Source organism: Nostoc sp. TCL240-02 (genome assembly GCF_013343235.1).
GTDB lineage: Bacteria > Cyanobacteriota > Cyanobacteriia > Cyanobacteriales > Nostocaceae > Nostoc.
In genome coordinates this window covers 3155307-3171979 of sequence record NZ_CP040094.1, presented here as the reverse complement: position 1 = coordinate 3171979, position 16673 = coordinate 3155307, and the positions used below count along the sequence as shown (strand labels likewise).

At 40.3% G+C, this 16673-nt stretch carries 14 protein-coding genes, 1 pseudogene and 2 riboswitches; of the genes and pseudogenes, 11 read left to right on the top strand and 4 right to left on the bottom strand.

All coding sequences use genetic code 11. The features are described 5' to 3' along the window. The first annotated feature begins 18 nt into the window (after positions 1 to 18). From FBB35_RS13485 to rnc, 3 genes are all read left to right on the top strand, one after another. Positions 19 to 627, top strand: a complete 609-nt coding sequence (locus FBB35_RS13485; RefSeq protein WP_174710043.1) for a hypothetical protein — start codon at positions 19 to 21, stop codon at positions 625 to 627. Between the two features lie 516 nt (positions 628 to 1143). Continuing rightward, entirely contained in the window at positions 1144 to 1914 is a 771-nt protein-coding gene (locus FBB35_RS13480) for an NYN domain-containing protein (protein WP_174710042.1), read from the top strand. Positions 1915 to 2066: 152 nt separating this feature from the next. Beyond that, positions 2067 to 2753: a ribonuclease III gene (gene rnc / locus FBB35_RS13475; RefSeq protein ID WP_174710041.1), complete on the top strand. Its 687-nt coding sequence runs from the start codon at positions 2067 to 2069 to the stop codon at positions 2751 to 2753. Positions 2754 to 2811: 58 nt separating this feature from the next. Here the strand turns inward: rnc and FBB35_RS13470 are convergent, their stop codons facing one another. After that, positions 2812 to 4002, bottom strand: coding sequence for a HAMP domain-containing sensor histidine kinase (locus tag FBB35_RS13470; protein ID WP_174710040.1), 1191 nt, complete (start codon positions 4000 to 4002; stop codon positions 2812 to 2814). Positions 4003 to 4414: 412 nt separating this feature from the next. Next, positions 4415 to 4651, top strand: a riboswitch (cyclic di-AMP (ydaO/yuaA leader). A gap of 97 nt (positions 4652 to 4748) precedes the next feature. Here FBB35_RS13470 and ntrB point away from each other — a divergent pair. The 5 genes and pseudogenes from ntrB to FBB35_RS34670 all read left to right on the top strand — a co-directional run. Further along, positions 4749 to 5600: a nitrate ABC transporter permease gene (ntrB, locus tag FBB35_RS13465; RefSeq protein ID WP_174710039.1), complete on the top strand. Its 852-nt coding sequence runs from the start codon at positions 4749 to 4751 to the stop codon at positions 5598 to 5600. Between the two features lie 87 nt (positions 5601 to 5687). Next, complete coding sequence (locus FBB35_RS13460) at positions 5688 to 7130, top strand: ABC transporter substrate-binding protein (RefSeq protein WP_174710038.1); 1443 nt, start codon at positions 5688 to 5690, stop codon at positions 7128 to 7130. A 100-nt stretch (positions 7131 to 7230) separates the two neighbouring features. Further along, complete coding sequence (locus tag FBB35_RS13455; RefSeq protein ID WP_174713635.1) at positions 7231 to 8067, top strand: ABC transporter ATP-binding protein; 837 nt, start codon at positions 7231 to 7233, stop codon at positions 8065 to 8067. A 37-nt stretch (positions 8068 to 8104) separates the two neighbouring features. Beyond that, positions 8105 to 8216, top strand: a riboswitch (cyclic di-AMP (ydaO/yuaA leader). A 204-nt stretch (positions 8217 to 8420) separates the two neighbouring features. Further along, positions 8421 to 9038, top strand: a complete 618-nt coding sequence (locus FBB35_RS13450) for a universal stress protein (protein ID WP_174713634.1) — start codon at positions 8421 to 8423, stop codon at positions 9036 to 9038. A 100-nt stretch (positions 9039 to 9138) separates the two neighbouring features. Then, positions 9139 to 9340 (top strand): annotated as a pseudogene (locus FBB35_RS34670) (hypothetical protein); the annotation flags it as partial. Positions 9341 to 9551: 211 nt separating this feature from the next. On the opposite strand, the gene FBB35_RS13445 reads toward FBB35_RS34670, so the two are convergent. Next, a complete protein-coding gene (locus FBB35_RS13445) occupies positions 9552 to 9749 on the bottom strand; it encodes a high light inducible protein (protein ID WP_174710037.1) in 198 nt (65 codons plus the stop codon). A 46-nt stretch (positions 9750 to 9795) separates the two neighbouring features. After that, positions 9796 to 10008: a high light inducible protein gene (locus tag FBB35_RS13440; RefSeq protein ID WP_174710036.1), complete on the bottom strand. Its 213-nt coding sequence runs from the start codon at positions 10006 to 10008 to the stop codon at positions 9796 to 9798. Between the two features lie 628 nt (positions 10009 to 10636). Between FBB35_RS13440 and FBB35_RS13435 the strand changes: the two genes are divergently transcribed. From FBB35_RS13435 to FBB35_RS13425, 3 genes are all read left to right on the top strand, one after another. After that, positions 10637 to 13753 (top strand): MFS transporter, encoded by a 3117-nt coding sequence (locus tag FBB35_RS13435; RefSeq protein ID WP_174710035.1) that lies wholly within the window; start codon positions 10637 to 10639, stop codon positions 13751 to 13753. 635 nt (positions 13754 to 14388) lie between these two features. Further along, positions 14389 to 14631, top strand: a complete 243-nt coding sequence (locus FBB35_RS13430) for a hypothetical protein (RefSeq protein WP_174710034.1) — start codon at positions 14389 to 14391, stop codon at positions 14629 to 14631. 119 nt (positions 14632 to 14750) lie between these two features. Continuing rightward, positions 14751 to 15692 (top strand): PHB depolymerase family esterase, encoded by a 942-nt coding sequence (locus tag FBB35_RS13425; RefSeq protein ID WP_174710033.1) that lies wholly within the window; start codon positions 14751 to 14753, stop codon positions 15690 to 15692. 10 nt (positions 15693 to 15702) lie between these two features. Here the strand turns inward: FBB35_RS13425 and FBB35_RS13420 are convergent, their stop codons facing one another. Continuing rightward, a complete protein-coding gene (locus FBB35_RS13420; RefSeq protein WP_174713633.1) occupies positions 15703 to 16533 on the bottom strand; it encodes a dienelactone hydrolase family protein in 831 nt (276 codons plus the stop codon). Positions 16534 to 16673: the final 140 nt, after the last annotated feature.

Sequence of the window (16673 nt, the reverse complement as noted above, 5' to 3'; positions counted from 1 at the left end):
GACAAAGGAGTAAGTTTTATGGCTTACGGTGATTTTAAACTTATTGAAGTTATTGATTCTTTTGGTTTAGTTATCCAGGAGTCATCTGGACTATTTGCAACTATACAGGAGCAAGAGTGTAGTGATTTATTATCTACTATTCTTAAGGAGAATGTTGATTTAGCAGTAGCGATAAGTTCTGAAAAAGCTCGTAGTGAAATGATAACAAGTCCAATTTTATTAGAAATTAGACGCAAATTTAATTATGAAATAAGCTTTTTTTCTGGAGTTGATTTTAGCGTTGATAGTCAACGAGGATTAAATGGTTTTTGTGATTTTATTTTGAGTCTTTCTTCGGAGCAATTGCTTGTACGTAGTCCGGTAATTGTCTTAGTAGAAAGCAAAAATGAGAATTTGAGGTCTGGTTTAGCGCAATGTATTGCTGAAATGGTAGCTGCTCAGTTATTTAACGAGAGAGGTGGAAATCAAATCAAAGCTATATATGGTGCTGTTACTATCGGTACGATCTGGCAATTTCTTAAGCTTGAAGGCAATGTAGTTTCGATTGATTTGAGTGAATATTATATTAAGGATATTAAGAAAATTTTAGGTATTTTGTATGCTGCGATCGCGCAAAGTAAACCGTAAATTATTTATTCACTAAAATATTTTTAAAGTAATACTATATAACATTTTTAAAGTTCATGAATATGGGTGAGCGCTTTTACGAAATCTTCATAAATAAGTATATTGACAATCCAGGGTCATCCATGTCACTCTGTACATAAGACAGAACAAACAACCGCACTATAAAGCGCAGGTTTTTGGTGTTGTCTCAGCAGCAGAATTCCTAGTTTCCTGCCGAGCTTCGTGTCATCCCTTCGGCTGATTATTTAGCTAAATGTCAAGTCAACTGATTGACTAGACTTTCAACGGGAAGACAAGATGTTTGGATGAATATTCAGGGGAAAGGATGACGCGAAACTTGGTAGGAAGCCAGGAGTTCTACGGCTGAGACTTGAACCAAAACGAAAGCGACGGTAAAAAACTCTATTGCAGGGTAGTAATTTTTGAGTACAAATTCGTCGTATAAAGCCCTCCTACTGCTAGATGTGTAATTTGTTGAAGCTGTCCAGTTTACCAAAGAATACTGGATACATTACAATGCCACACGTTAATCAATCTTCCAATAGACAAACAAACCAGCAGCAACTAAAGCTTGGTATCTATTGCGATTTTCAAAACGTTTATTTAAGTCCAGAGCTAGCAAGTTCATTGCTGGCTTTTGCCAGCGCAAGGGGGAGTTTAATTAGTAGAAAAGTCTACTACAATTCATTATTTGAAAACCAAGCTTCTGCAAAAGAGTATCTACAACGCATTGGTTTTAAATGTGAAGATGTTACTTGCTCTTTAAAGAACAGCGCAGACAATCAACTTAAATCTGATTTAATTGATGATGTATATAACAATCAGTCTCCAGATATTTTCATCCTTGTATCAGGAGATGGTGACTTTGCAAACCCAGTTCAATTTCTGCAAGATAAAGATAAAAATGTCATAATTTTCTCACAAAGAGGTAATGTAAAACAAAGGCTGAAAAACCTTGCTAATGAATTTCACTTTGTAGATGAATTACCTCAATTAGTTGTCAAAAATACTCAGCCTAAAAATGCTTGCATTGAGTTTGATATTACCTACAATGAGACTATAGAGTATCTGATTGAAGCTATCAATACTGCATTAGTCCAAAAAAAACGTACAGGATTTGGCTATATTAACAACTTGATGAGTAAGCTATTCCCTAAATATCAAGGAGTTTCCTCAATATACGTACCTGATGCTAATAAGTTTAAAAGCTTTGGTCAGTTTGTTGATGCTGTGGTAAGAGATGGTAAAGTCCAAAAACAAGGACATGAATTGTTTTTAATTGCTTAGAAAAAGTGGCTAATTAAAATAGCTTTTAAAAACCCAGTTGACTAAATGCTGGGTTTTAGCAACACCGCTATTTGCGGTTTTTTCATGTTTGGAAATAATTACATCTTTAGAGTTTCGCAACAGTCAATTTCTGCAACAAGACACAAGATAAAATGCATAAACTTCTAATATTTCATAATGAAAAACTTCTACGACAAGCACTTACCCACCGTTCTTATGTCCATGAAAACCCCGGAGAAGGCGAACACAATGAACGGCTAGAATTTCTAGGTGATGCTTTGCTGAATTTCTTAAGTGGCGAGTATCTATATAGTTGTCACTCAGAAATGGGAGAAGATGAATTAACACGACGGCGTTCGGCGTTGGTAGATGAGAAACAATTAGCAAAGTTCGCTGAGGAGGTAGGTTTAGACTTTAGGATGCGGTTAGGAAAAGGTGCAATTAGAGATGGAGGCTACCAAAACCCTAATTTGCTCAGTAGCACCTTTGAAGCTGTACTTGGTGCTTACTATTTGGATAATGATTCCAATATTGAAACAGTTAGGGCAATTGTAGAACCACTATTTGATTCTGTAGATCCTAAACATATAGTTGTGTCTCGTTCTAATGTAGACTCAAAAAATCGCTTTCAAGAATGGGTGCAACGTAATGTTACTCCAAATCCCCCCAAATATTTTACAGAACAAATAGGAGGCCCTTCTCACGCGCCTGAATTTATCGCCAAAGTATTGGTAGATGGAAAAATTTACGGCGAAGGTAAGGGACGCAATAAAAAAGATGCAGAGAAAGCTGCTGCTGAAGATGCACTAGCTAAGTTAAAAAAACAAGGTTTGTTGTAAAAATGTTTTTTGATTTTACGCAGAAGCGCAGAGAAGAATTTTATGTCTTGGCGCGAAATCAACTCTCTATTTCTAAAGGCAAAATTACCGTGAAAGTAGAACCAACTTCCACCTCAGAAACTAAGTTAATTGTACCTTGGAGTAGTTTTACTAAACGCGAAACGATCGCTAACCCCAATCCTGTACTATCGGGTAGATAAGGACGATCGCTAGAACTAACCCGAAAGTAGGGTTCAAATATCTGGGCTTGGTTTTCTGATGCAATGCCAATTCCAGTGTCACAAACTGCGATCGCGCATCTTTCCCTATCCAATACCTGACACATTATAATAATTGTCCCCGACTCTGTATAGCGAATTGCATTACTAATAAGATTTGTAATAATCTGTTGGCATTGAAAAGGATCTGTGATTAATTCTTTGGGGGCGCGATCGCAATCTACTAAGATTTTTAAATTTTTCCCAGCAGCTAAAGGTTCCAACATTTCACAGACATTATTGATTAATTCACGCACATCTGTGGGTGCTAGTTGAAGTTTTATCTGTCCTGCTTCATAGCGGGAAAGTTCTAATACATCGTTAATTAGATGAAGTAATTGTCTACCGTTACGTAGTACCCGCTCAATATGTTCTAAATTGGCTGAGGTGTCTTTTATCTGTGTCTTGCGTCGTTGTTGGCGTAAAAACAGATCCGAGTAACCAATAATTGAAGTTAGAGGATGTTTCAATTCATGGGCTAGTTGCGAAAGATACTCTTGATTGGCGCTCATTAAGCGCGTAAGTTCTTCATTATGCAGCGTTAGTGATAATTGCAATTGCTGTAATTCTCGCAAGCGTTCGTCAACATAACTCTTAAAACACCGAGCGATCGCTTCGTCTATGATAGCGTCAATCAAACGCATAGAACGAATTATATCTAAAGGTGTTCCCTTTAATAAATCTGCTTGTATGGCATCAAATATTACCGTTCGCAGCAGATGATATTCTCTGGCAATTTCTGCTGGGTCAAAACCTTGTTCTGCTCGAATAGCTCCATGCTGAAAACTAGCAGTAACTATCGACTGAATATCATTATCCTGAGATTTTGAAAGCACTGTTACCATTGCTTGTAAAACATCAGGGATATGATCTTTTACTGCTGTATAAGATAGGTCATCAGCACTTTCAATCCGTCTATCCTTGCGAACTGCTGTAACCCATTTATCGAGGATGGTGTCCGCTTTTTCAGCCAGTACTTGACTAAAATCCATTATGTTAAATTCAGTTAGTAGATAGATGAGCAAACTGCCATATCCAATTAGTTTAGCGATTGCAGCGGTTTTTCACCAAGTTTAGGAATTTTATTCACCTACCAAAAGAAATAGATTCTACATATTCGTTTTGCCGATTAACTCTCCGTATCTAAACTTTTCTAAGTATAATATATTGTATGTTAAGAAAGATTAAGCAAGCGGATAACAATATTAATGCTTGACTCAACTATATTATTTAGCTTTGTGTGCAAGGAATTAAGTTACAACACACTAAATATATAAATTTTATTTATTCCCATAAATCAAGGAGATGCACCGAATTGTAGTATTAAAATAAACAATATTTATCATCAAACAGATGGCTTTTACTGAGCATCAATGCTATATTGTGCATAACTTAGTATCCATTAGAGTAAGTCAGCCTAATTCAGCGTGTCACAGTGCATAACGCTGGAGCGGAGGAACCAAATTGTGGGGCGTATCTTATAGAAAGTGAAGAGTTAAAAGTGAGAAGTGAAGAGTTAACTTAGCCCGGGCTAAACGCCTCGCTACCGCTAACGACACTCGGTACTCAGCACTCTAAAAAGAAGGGCATCTCTCAGCCCTAGCCCGTCAGCTAACTTCGTAGGCATTGGGAGGAGACTGAAGAGACGGCATTTTTATAATGTTCCGATCTCATCGGTGTCCAAGGCTGGTACTGCTCGGATTTTTTGTACCTGCACTTAAATCTGTTGAGGTCGTAAATGATATTTCAACTAAATTTTGCTGTGATCGCTGCGATCGCAACACAAGCTGCGTGGAAAAAGACAAAACCTGTCATCCTCAGAGATGTATTTATCCTACCTGTATTAGGCTTCTTGGGAATCATCTTATTGTGGTGGATTATTGCACTTGCCAACCATGAATTGATGCCCACCCCACCAGAAGCACTAATCGCCAATCTTGACTACATCTTAAATCCCTTCTACCAAAGAGGCCCAGGTAACTTAGGAATTGGTTGGTTGCTGATTGCAAGTCTGCGTCGGGTATTACTAGGTTTTTTATTAGGTGCGGTAGTAGCCATTCCTCTGGGTTTTCTCATTGGGATGTCCAGATCGGCAATGCTAGCGCTCAATCCCATCATTCAAATTTTTAAACCTGTATCGCCATTAGCTTGGTTGCCCATCGCCTTAGCAATTTTCAATTTAGCAGATCCTTCAGCCATTTTTGTAATTTTCATTACCTCCCTATGGCCGACAATTATTAATACCGCTTTAGGAGTTTCTAGCGTTCCTAAAGATTATTTGGATGTAGCACGAGTTCTAGAAATGCCTCGTTGGAGGCGGATTACCAAAATCATTTGGCCTGCAAGTTTACCGTATATTTTTACAGGTTTGCGAATTAGTTTAGGCATCGCTTGGCTAGTAATCGTTGCCGTAGAAATGCTTACAGGCGGTATTGGTATCGGCTTCTTTGTGTGGGATGAATGGAGTCGTTTAAACTTGAGTTCAGTCTTTTTAGCTGTGTTCATAATTGGCTTAACTGGCTTAATTTTGGATTACGCTGTGGGCAAAATCGAAGAATTAGTAACCCATCGCCCGAAAACTTCCAACTAACAAAATTCGGCTGCTATTAAAACAGTGAGATGTAACTAGACTCTGCGCCTCAAGCATGAGCAACTAATCACCAATGGAGCTACAAAAATGGGTGATATAAACTGGACTCGACGAGATTTTATCAAAGGAATAGGAGCAACCACAACCGGAATAGCGCTGTCCTCCTGTGGAATTTCAGGAGATAGATCCGCAAAAGGATTAACAGAAGAAGCCTTAGCTGTACAACCAGTAATTAGATCGCAAGACTTAGAAAAATCCGACCTTACTGTTGGTTACGTTCCCGTTAATGATTGTGCGCCATTTGCGATCGCCTGGAAAAAAGGTTTCTTCCGCAAATATGGTTTGAACGTTACACTCAACCGCGAGGCCAGTTGGGCTACCTCCCGCGACGGTTTAATTTTTGGTCGTCTAGATGCTGCACCCGTCGTATCTGGTGCTGTCACCAACGCCAGAATTGGAGCCGAAGGCGCACGGCACGCCCCCTTGTGTGCGGCCATGACCATTCACCGCCACGGTAACGCCATGACTATGAATAAAGCCATGTGGGACTTTGGGCTGCGTCCGTGGTATGAATATCAAGAAAAATATGGCGATGGTGCTTTAGAAGCCTTTGGACGCGATTTTCGAGCCTACTTTGACAAGCAACCGCCAGAAAACAGAGTTTGGGCGGTAGTATTAAGTTCCGCCATTTACGAATATTTTGTCCGCTACTTATCCGCCGCCGCCGGAGTCGATCCTTTAAAAGAGTTTCGCGTCATCATCGTTCCGCCACCGCAAATGGTGACAAACGTGCGGATTGGTGCAATGCAAGCTTACATGGTTGCAGAACCCTGGAATACACGAGCAATAACAGGCAACGAAAACATCGGTTTTACCTTTGCACAAGGCAAAGAAGTCTGGTTAGGACACCCAGATCGACTTTTAGGGGTGATGGAATCTTTCATCGATAAATATCCCAAAACCTATCGTTCCCTAGTCAAGGCGATGATTGAAGCTTGCCAATATTGCAGCAAAGCAGAAAACCGCCAAGAAGTAGCCGAACTGCTCACAGAACGTTCCTTTACAGGTGCAAAACCCAAAAAGAAAGATGCCCCAATTGCGAAATTTACAAGTCCGGGAATTCTCGGAAACTACAACTATGGCGGCTTTGATGGTAAAGACCGTACCATCAAAGCTGCTGACACCACGATTTTCTTCGATATTCCTGACAACCTTCCCAAACAGCCAGGAGAACACTCAACATTCTTATGGAGATCGAGAAGTCTCTGGTTGATGACACAAGCAGCGCGATGGGGACAAATAAAAAAATTACCCAAAAATGCTGAAAAAATAGCCGAACAAGGCTGGAGAACAGATTTATATCGGGAGATAGCATCTGAAATGGGCATCAAATGTCCCAAGGATGATTACAAGGTCGAACCACCAGAAGTATTTATAGATAAGAAAGGCTTCGACCCCAGCGATCCTGTGGGCTATCTGAATAGTTTTGCTATCAGGGCTAATGCTCCCACAAACTTTTTCATGTCTTAAATCCCAAATTCAAATATTGACCTTGGCAATTTTAGACTTTCGGTACAAGTCGCAGTTAATCCAAAATTGATTGACTAAATTATTTCGGGAGCCTTTGATGATGGAATATACCTCATTACCTATTAATACCCAGACCGGAGTTCTTCCCCGCACTGGATTTTTAGAAATTGAAAATTTAGTCAAGTCTTATCCGACACCTGATAAAGATAACTTTGTCGTTTTAGATGGAGTTAATCTAACGATTGGTGAAGATGAATATATTTCTGTAATTGGTCACTCTGGTTGCGGGAAATCAACCCTATTAAAGATAATAGCTGGTTTAGAAAAAGCTACTTCCGGATCAGTTCGGCTTGATGGAAAAGAAATCCGTCAGCCAGGAGCTGAGCGGATGATGGTATTTCAGAACTATTCATTGTTACCTTGGTTAACAGTACGAGAGAATATCCGTTTAGCTGTTGATGAAGTGCTAAAAAATGCTAATCGGGCTGAGAAAATTAGCATTGTAAATGAACACTTGGCAATGGTAAACTTGACGGCGGCGGCTGACAAATATCCTGATGAAATCTCTGGAGGTATGAAACAACGAGTAGGTATTGCCAGAGCTTTAGCAATTCGTCCTAAAATGTTGCTGATGGATGAACCTTTTGGGGCACTTGATGCGCTAACTCGTGGCAAATTGCAACGGCAGGTATTGGATATTTGGGAAAGTAATCGTCAAGCAGTGATGATGATTACCCACGATGTAGACGAAGCAATTTATATGTCCGATCGCATCGTCTTGATGACCAATGGACCATCTGCTAGTATAGGAGAGATCTTAGAAGTTCCTTTTGAGCATCCGCGCGATCGCGCTGCCATGCGAAACTCAAAAGAATATTTTGAACTCCGCAACCACGCCTTAAATTTCCTCGATCGCTATTTTGCCCAAGACGAGTAAATTAGATTATCATTTTTTTAGTGGGTAGCTTAATTCAAATTCATGAAAGCTGGATTTGGAACGGAGGAACCAATGTTTGGGGCTAATCTTATGAGAGACACCTTCCAGTCTTAGCCCGTCAGCTAACTCCGTAGGCAATGGAAGGAACCCCCAAGACTTTGGCTGTAATACAGTTATTATTGGGGTTTCCTGGACTGATTTAAGATTTTAGTTATGAGTCATTAGTCATTGGTCATTGGTCAAAAACAATGGACGAATAACAAATGACAAACGGCAAAATTTAAAATTTGTCCCCCTGCTTCTCATTACTAATTCATTTCATTGGGAGAAGTAAAACTGTGCAAATCAAGCCAATGTTAGCACGTCTGCAAAGTGCCACAGGTCGAGATGACTTAATTGAACAAATGGTACTAGTGCCAGAACCAAAAAAATACTTTTCTAAAGAACCTCAAAAAGCAAAAGCAGTTAATTTAATTGTTGCTTATGACGCATCTCCTAACAGTCATACGGCGCTAGATATTGCTTTCTGGATTGCCCATCAAACTCGTTTAGCTACTAATGCAGAAGTTACAGTTCAAGCTGTTTATGTAGTAGAAGACAATCAAAGCAGTGAATATCCAAATATCTTAAACTTTCCACAAAAGCTATCATTAGAATGTCAAATCAGTGAAGTATCAAAGTCTGTTACACGAGTATTAACTCAACCCAAATTGCAGACAGTGGTAACTCCACTACAACAAGCAGATATAATTCTCTGGCAAGCCCGAAGTCTAGCTGAAGAATGGCAAGGTTCTTTTAAATCTCATTTGCGATTTGGTAGCATTTGTGCAGAACTTCGCCAAGTTGTTGAATCAGAAGCTGCCGATATTCTATTTCTCGGTTGCAAATCTGTTAATCACCCGATGATTGAGGGATTAGGTTCTAATTTTCCCTGCGCTGTTTTGGGTATTCCCAGTTGTATTGATGAATAATTGTTGTTTATAATTTCAGTAATTTTTATCCAATTAATTGCGAGCGTAGATAAGTCACCTAAAACTAGATGGCTTTTTTCGCTAATATGCAACCAATAAAACTTTGGGAGGTAATGGCACATTAGTAGATGCATCATCTAATATCGTAGCCGCCGGGATTTCTAAGCAGCATGGACGACGTATCTCGTTTAAAACTTTGACGACGTATCTCGTTTAAAACTTTTCTTCACTACGGCATTCCAGTAATGCTGTTGCAACTGATAGCTTCGGCTTTGTATGTGTTGTTTCGCTTTCTGCTTTAGATAAAGGTAGGGGCAATTTATGAATTGCCCCTACCTGAAAACTAGGGTTTAGATTATTATTTGTGGAAGTCTTATATAGCTGTGGCTACTAAGCTGTTGTGTTTTTAATTTGCACATTGAGACAGCAGGGGAGCAGGGGAGCAGAGGGGCAGAGGGGAGGGTTTACAGGTTTTACCTAAAAGATTATGAGGCAACTTGTAGGCGCGACAGCTTAATAGCTAATTAGGTGCAATACATCGCGTAAGACACTATAGCCAGCTATATCCCAAAGCAAATAGGCGAGAAAACCAATTGCTGCCAAACGACCATTCCAAATTTCAGCTTGGGGTGTCCAACCAAAGAGAAAAGCATTGCGGTCTACACCATTGTAGGCTTTAGGTGATAAATCAGTAGAAGATCGAGTTTCCATTTTTTTTCCCAATATCTAGTAAGTTTTCAAAGGTTCAATTCAATCTTTAGTAGCCAATTAAGTGCAGTACGTCGCGCAGAACACTATAACCAGCTAAATCCCAAAGCAAATAGGCGAGAAAACCAATTGCTGCCAAACGACCATTCCAAATTTCGGCTTGAGGAGTCCAGCCAAACAGAAAAGCGTTGCGGTCTACACCGTTGTATTCTGGTGCAACAGGTGGTAAATCAGTAGAAGACCGAGTTTCTTGAGTTGCCATTTGTTTCTCCAAAATTTCTTAGCTTTTTAGATGTTTAATTTCTAGCAGCCAATCAGATGTAAAACATCGCGCTGGATACTATAACTACTAAATCCCAAAGCAAATTTTTCTTTTGCAAGTATTGGCAAATCTCTGGAATAATAATGAGTTGCCACCTTCTTGTTATCAACAATTCATTTGTTAACTTTAATGTAGCTATTTATAACCAGATTTATTTCTGCCTGTGGGCACAAACTACAGGCACTTCTTCTGGACGATAATCAACAACATATTAGTGGAGACAAATCCATCCTGAGAGGGTGATAAAAAATAATTATAAATAAATGTAAAGCTCTAGTAATCAAGCTATAGCTTTGGCAAAATCAATCATTTTGATTAAGCAGTTAAAATTAAGAGCTTGGCAGCCAATAATTAACCAAATTTTTAACTACTTTTACCGTTAGATAATAAAATTTATATCTTTTGCTGTATATAGTTTTCAGCCCTTGGAGAGATGCTTTAAACAGCCAAATTCTACGATTCTGAACTAAAGAGTTAGGTATTGCCATAGATACAGACAAAAATACTAAGAGTTGCTTCTCAAGAAAATCTTAATTCCCCAAATTTAAACTTAGTAGAAGGAAATACAATGTTCCAAAGTACGGAAATCATGCTGGGACTCTACAAACCACTATTGTGGTTAGCACAAGTTCCAGTAGATCCCTCAAACGTCACGCCAGCACAGGCATCGGTTTTGACTTCTGGGCCACGCTTTTTTGTGGCCTTAATCTCCGGCGTGATCCTAGCCTTTGCTTTCCAATTAGTTCTAACTAATCTCTCCCTTGCAGCCGGTATTTCCTATCTGGGGCACTCATCTGACTCGGATTCAGATTCTGGGGAAGCGGGAAGTTTGGGCGGCAGCATTCGCAAAATCGGCACGGCAGTAGGTATTTGGACGTTAGTCACTGTAACGATCGCTTTATTAATTGCCTGTTTCCTGGCAGTAAAATTGAGCCTTGTAATCTTAGATCCAGGCTTAGGAGCAATTCTCGGTTTGGTAATTTGGGGTGCTTACTTTTTACTTCTCGTTTGGGTAAGTTCCACTACCGTGGGTTCCTTAATTGGCTCAGTCGTAAATACAGCAACTTCTGGTTTTCAGGCGATTATGGGTACAGCTACAGCCGCGCTAGGCGCGAAAGCTGTCAATAACCAAGTTGTCGCTACAGCTGAAGCCGCCGCCGCCGCCGTCCGCCGAGAACTAGGAAGCGGCATCGACCCTGGAAGTATTCGGGAAAACATAGAAGATTATTTAGATAAGCTGCGTCCACCAGAGTTCGATGTGTCGAAAATTCGGAGTGATTTTGAAAATTTACTCAACGATCCCCAATTAAAAGCGATCGCAGGGACTCCAGATATTCGCAACATTGACCGCCAAAAGTTTATCGAGTTAGTTAGCAGCCGCACTGATCTTTCCAAAAAAGATGTTACCCGTATTGCTGATACCTTATATAAGGTTTGGCAACAGGTAGTAAGTCAGCATTCACCCACCGAAGACCGGATGGGTGAGTTAATGGATTATCTGAAATCACTTCCAGCAGGACAAAGTAAGACAGATGAACTTAACGCCAAGCTGGATCGATTAGTTGCAGAAACACGTGGTTCCAAAGAAGCTGACCAAAAGGCATCTACTGGGCCAATTCAAAGTACACTCCAGCAAGGACTATCCGCCTTAACCGGCATTGTGTTGGGACGCACAGATTTATCTGATTTGGATGTGGAAAAAATCTTGGGTAGCCTTACCACTGCCAAAGATAAAGTCACCCAACAAGCAGATAAGTTAGGTTTGCCAACACCATCACAACCCTATAGCCCAATTCGATCTGATGTCGAAAACTACCTGTACAACACTTATGCTTGGCAACTAAGCCCAGAAAAAATTGCCCAAGAATTTCGTGATGTCATTTATGACCCAGCAGCTGACCCTGGAATAGTCCGCAGAGAATTAGAAAGATTATCACGCAATGATTTCGTCAAAATTCTGCAACAACGGGGACTACTTACCCAAACTCAAATTCAGCGCATTGCAGATCGGCTAGAAATTGTCCGCAAAGATGTGCTGGTGACAGTTACAGGTATCGAAGAAAGAGAGATAGTCCAAGACTTGCAACGCGCAGTAGAAAGTTATCTGCTCGTTACCCCGAAAACAGATTTGACTCCTGTTGGCATTGAGCAGAAATTTAAACCATTGTTGCAAGACCCAGATGCAGATTATGAAACCCTGACATTGCGACTGGCGCACATTGAACGTCAAGAAATCCGGGAGATATTGCTAGAACGTAATGATGTTCAGCTATATGAAGTAGACAGCATTCTGGATGAATTGGAAAAACAACGCGATCGCGTCTTGGTAGAATCCAAAGGATTAGCTGAACAAGCACAATATCAAGCAGAAACTCTGTGGTTAAATGTAGAATCATATCTGCGTAACACCGGAAAATCAGAACTGAATCCTGATGCCATCCGTGCGGAGTTCAAAAAGCTATTAGAAGATCCTCAAGCTGGAATTACCTCAATTCGGGCGCGGTTGTCTCGCTTTGACCGCGATACCTTGGTGCAATTATTGAGTCAGCGCCAAGATTTGAGTGAAGATCAAGTTAATCAAATCATCAATGCGGCTGAAGAGTCATGGCATAACATTCGCCACACACCTCAAGCTGTAGTGGATAAAGCCAAAGAACAATACGACTCTGTTACCACCACGATCGCAGATTATCTACGGAATACTGGTAAACAAGAACTCAATCCTGAAGGCATTCAGCGAGATTTGAGCAAATTGTTTGAAAATCCCAAAGAGGGAGCCAGCGCACTACGCCGTCGATTGTCGCAGTTAGACCGAGATACACTGGTGAAGTTGCTCAGTCAACGTCAAGATTTGAGCGAACAACAAGTCAATGAAATCATTGATTCTACACAAACTTCGATTCGTAACTTTGTACGTGCGCCTCGTCGTTTAGCTACTCGTACACAGCAAAGAGCAGAAACATTCAAAGCTTATCTAGAAGAGTATCTGCGCCAAACTGGTAAAGAAGAACTCAATCCTGAAGGTATCAAACGCGACTTGCAATTACTCTTGCACGATCCGCGAGTGGGGGTAGAAAGTTTTAGCGATCGCCTTTCCCATTTTGACCGTTCTACAATCATCGCCCTGCTGAAGATTCGGGAAGATATGTCTGATGAAGAAGCAGCGCGGATTGCCGATAACATTGTCTCCGTCAGGGATCAATTTGTAGAACAAGTGCGGAATATCCAACGAGGCATTCAAGATGCAATTGATGGAGTTTTCGCCCGCATCCGCAACTATCTTAACTCCCTGGATCGTCCGGAACTAAATTACGATAGTATCAAGCGCGATGTCCGCACATTTTTTGACGATCCTCAAGCAGGATTTGATGCCCTGCGCGATCGCTTATCTTCTTTTGATCGTGAAACTTTAGTAGCAATTATGAGTTCTCGTGAGGACATCTCTGAGGAAGATGCCAACCGGATCATCGACCAAATTGAACGGGCCCGCAACACAGTATTGCAACGTGCAGAACGCATACAGCAAGAAGCCCAACGCCGCCTAGAACAGGTGAAGCATCAAGCACAGCGACAAGCTGAAGAAACCCGCAAAGCCGCAGCTACAGCAGCGTGGTGGCTGTTTGCCACAGCATCCGTCTCCGCCGTTTTCTCTGCATTAGGCGGAGCGCTGGCTGCAAGGCCCTAGTTTAACAAGTTGTCTCCGCTCACATTTAAGCCTCCCATCCTAGGAGGCTTTTTTATATTTGGGATGTTAGCTTTTATAATTTTGAATTGGTATAACTACGCCTTTAAATATAGTCATATATGAATATCTCTTACCATTTTAATTTCAGCAATTAGATAGGTAGAGATAGATTTTATTTAATGCTTTAATATTATTAAATAACTGGGAATATTCTAGCCTATTCTCAGTAGATTGCCCCATGATTTTTGCAATTTAATAAATTTTACCTAAGTAGCAATTTAAAATAATGGAAAATACAAGATCAAATCAGAGCAAGCTCCTCGCTTGTTCTTAAAGGGTTGGGGGTAGGGTTCAGTACCTTTAACCAAGAACAGCTATAGTTGATAAAACCTTCAGTGACAGCAATGGCAAAATTGTTTTATCTAAAACCCAAAATGTGAATAAAGTCATGCTTAAATTATGACTTTATTCCACTGTATATTATTTTTTAGTATTTTAAACTAACAGCAATACAGCAAATCAACTAATTCGTGTAATAAACGAAACTTACTAGAAACCTAATAAGCAAGAATATTTATTCATAAATTATTGATAAATGCTGTAAAAATCTCAAGTAAATCGATGGAAATTAGAAGATGAAACGTATTTTATTAGGTACATTACTTGCTCTACCATTGGCAATTTCCTCCTTGCCATCGCAGGCATCGGCAGCAGAAATCCTTGTCAAACCCAATTTTCATAGAGTTGCTGTTGTGCATAAACCTGTTGTTACACGATTTCAACGAAAACTGATTCCTGCACATTGGGAAACGGTACGACGCGGTAACAGGTGGGTTAAGGTTAGAGTTCCTGCTCGTTATGTAAATGTAAGAGTTTAATATCTAAATAGAGGCTAACAACCCTACTTTGGCTGTTAGCCTCTATTAGGTAAAAGTTTTGTGCTAACTAAGACTTACAAAATAAATAAAAGTATCGGAAATAAATCAATTTAATTAACATGAATATTTATCAAAATTCTCGGATTTTAAAAAAACTTCTCATACTTCTACTTGGAATCACTTTATTGACAGCCAGCGATTCCATTCAGGCTGAAGAAAAAAATATAACTAAAGCAAAAATCTTGAGTGGTGATAATTATGGAGAACTATACGATCAAGGAAAGTTACGTACTTACTATTTGTACACTCCAAAATCTTATAATCCAGATCGCCCAATGCCGTTAGTTTTAGTGTTTCATGGAGATGATGGTAATGGTAAGTCTATCAGTAATGTGACTCGCTTCAATGAATTAGCAGACAAAAAAGGATTTATTGTTGTTTATCCAGATGGAATTGACCAAAAATGGAGCCTTAGAGGTAACGCTCAAGGAAGGGTGGATGATGTTTCGTTTGTCAATGCTTTGATTAATCATCTTCAGCAGCAAATCAATATTGATAGCCATAAAATTTATGCCACCGGTTTTTCTAGAGGTGCCATACTTACTCAAGCACTGGCTTGTAAGTTACCTGATAAAATTTCTGGTTTTGCATCAGTAGCTGGTTCTCTCCCTGTTAGACTCAAATCTAATTGCCAGCCTCGAACTTCCATATCGATGTTAACGATCAACGGTACAAACGATCGCGATGTACTTTATGAAGGTGACGATCACACTCAACGAGGAGCGTTGCTTTCTATCTCAGATATGGTAGATTTTTGGCGATCGCACGATCAATGTACTTCATCAAATAAATCTCCTGACTTTTCTGAAGATAAAGTGAAAACCGCTATCTACACAGGTTGTAGTGGCAACTCAGAAGTCTGGCAGCTAGCGGTAATAAACGGTGGACATTTCTGGCCTGGTGGTTCCTCAACTGACAAAAGTCTAAACAAATTCAATACAAACCTGGGGCTGAATGCCAGTGAAACAATTTGGAACTTTTTTCAAAGTCACAGTTCGTAAACTGATACCGTTAAACACCATTTTGCTTAAACCACGCCAAAAGACGTTTCCAACCGTCCTTAGCATCTTTCTCACGGTAGGAGGGGCGATAATCGGCAAAAAAAGCGTGAGGTGCATCGGGGTAGACGATGATTTCAGATTTGCTGCTGCTAGACTTTAAGCGATCGCGCATCTGTTCTACTGTATTTAGGGGAATACCTGTATCCTTACCACCGTAAAGTCCGAGAATGGGGACTGTCAGTTTTGATGCAATATCAATTGGATACTTGGGCTGAAGTTCGGTAGCATCGCCCACAAGTCGCCCATACCATGCTCCACCTGCCTTCACCTTGGGATTGTGTGCCGCATACAACCAGGTAATGCGTCCACCCCAACAGAAACCTGTAACTGCCAATTTCTCGGCATTGCCTTTAGCTGATTTCACAGCCCATTTTACCGTCGCATCGAGATCGGATAACACTTGAGAATCTGGTACTTTGGCAACAATTGGGCGAATTTCGTCTATACTACTTAACTTAGTGACATCGCCTTGACGGATAAATAATTCTGGTGCGATCGCCAAGTATCCCAACTGAGCAAAACGACGAGTAACATCTTGAATATGCTCGTGTACACCAAAGATTTCTTGGATTACCAAGACAATAGGGAAATTTTCACCAGTGGCGGGTGCTGCTCTGTAAGCAGGAATTTCGCCATCTTTGACGGGAATTTTCACTGCACCAGCTACCAACCCCTTAGCATCGGTAGCGGTGACTTGAGCAGAAATGGGTTGCACTGCCAAGGCAAAACCCGTCGCCAAGGTGCTTGTTGCGATAAATTTGCGGCGTGTTATTTCTTTCATCATCTCTACCTTAAATTGGCGGAAACTTTATTGTTGGTTATCAGTACAGTAGTACGACAACAAAATATTACAATTTATGAATCAGTATACCGTAATATTAGATTCGTTTGTTGTCCAAATGTTCTTTCTGTGTGGCTTTT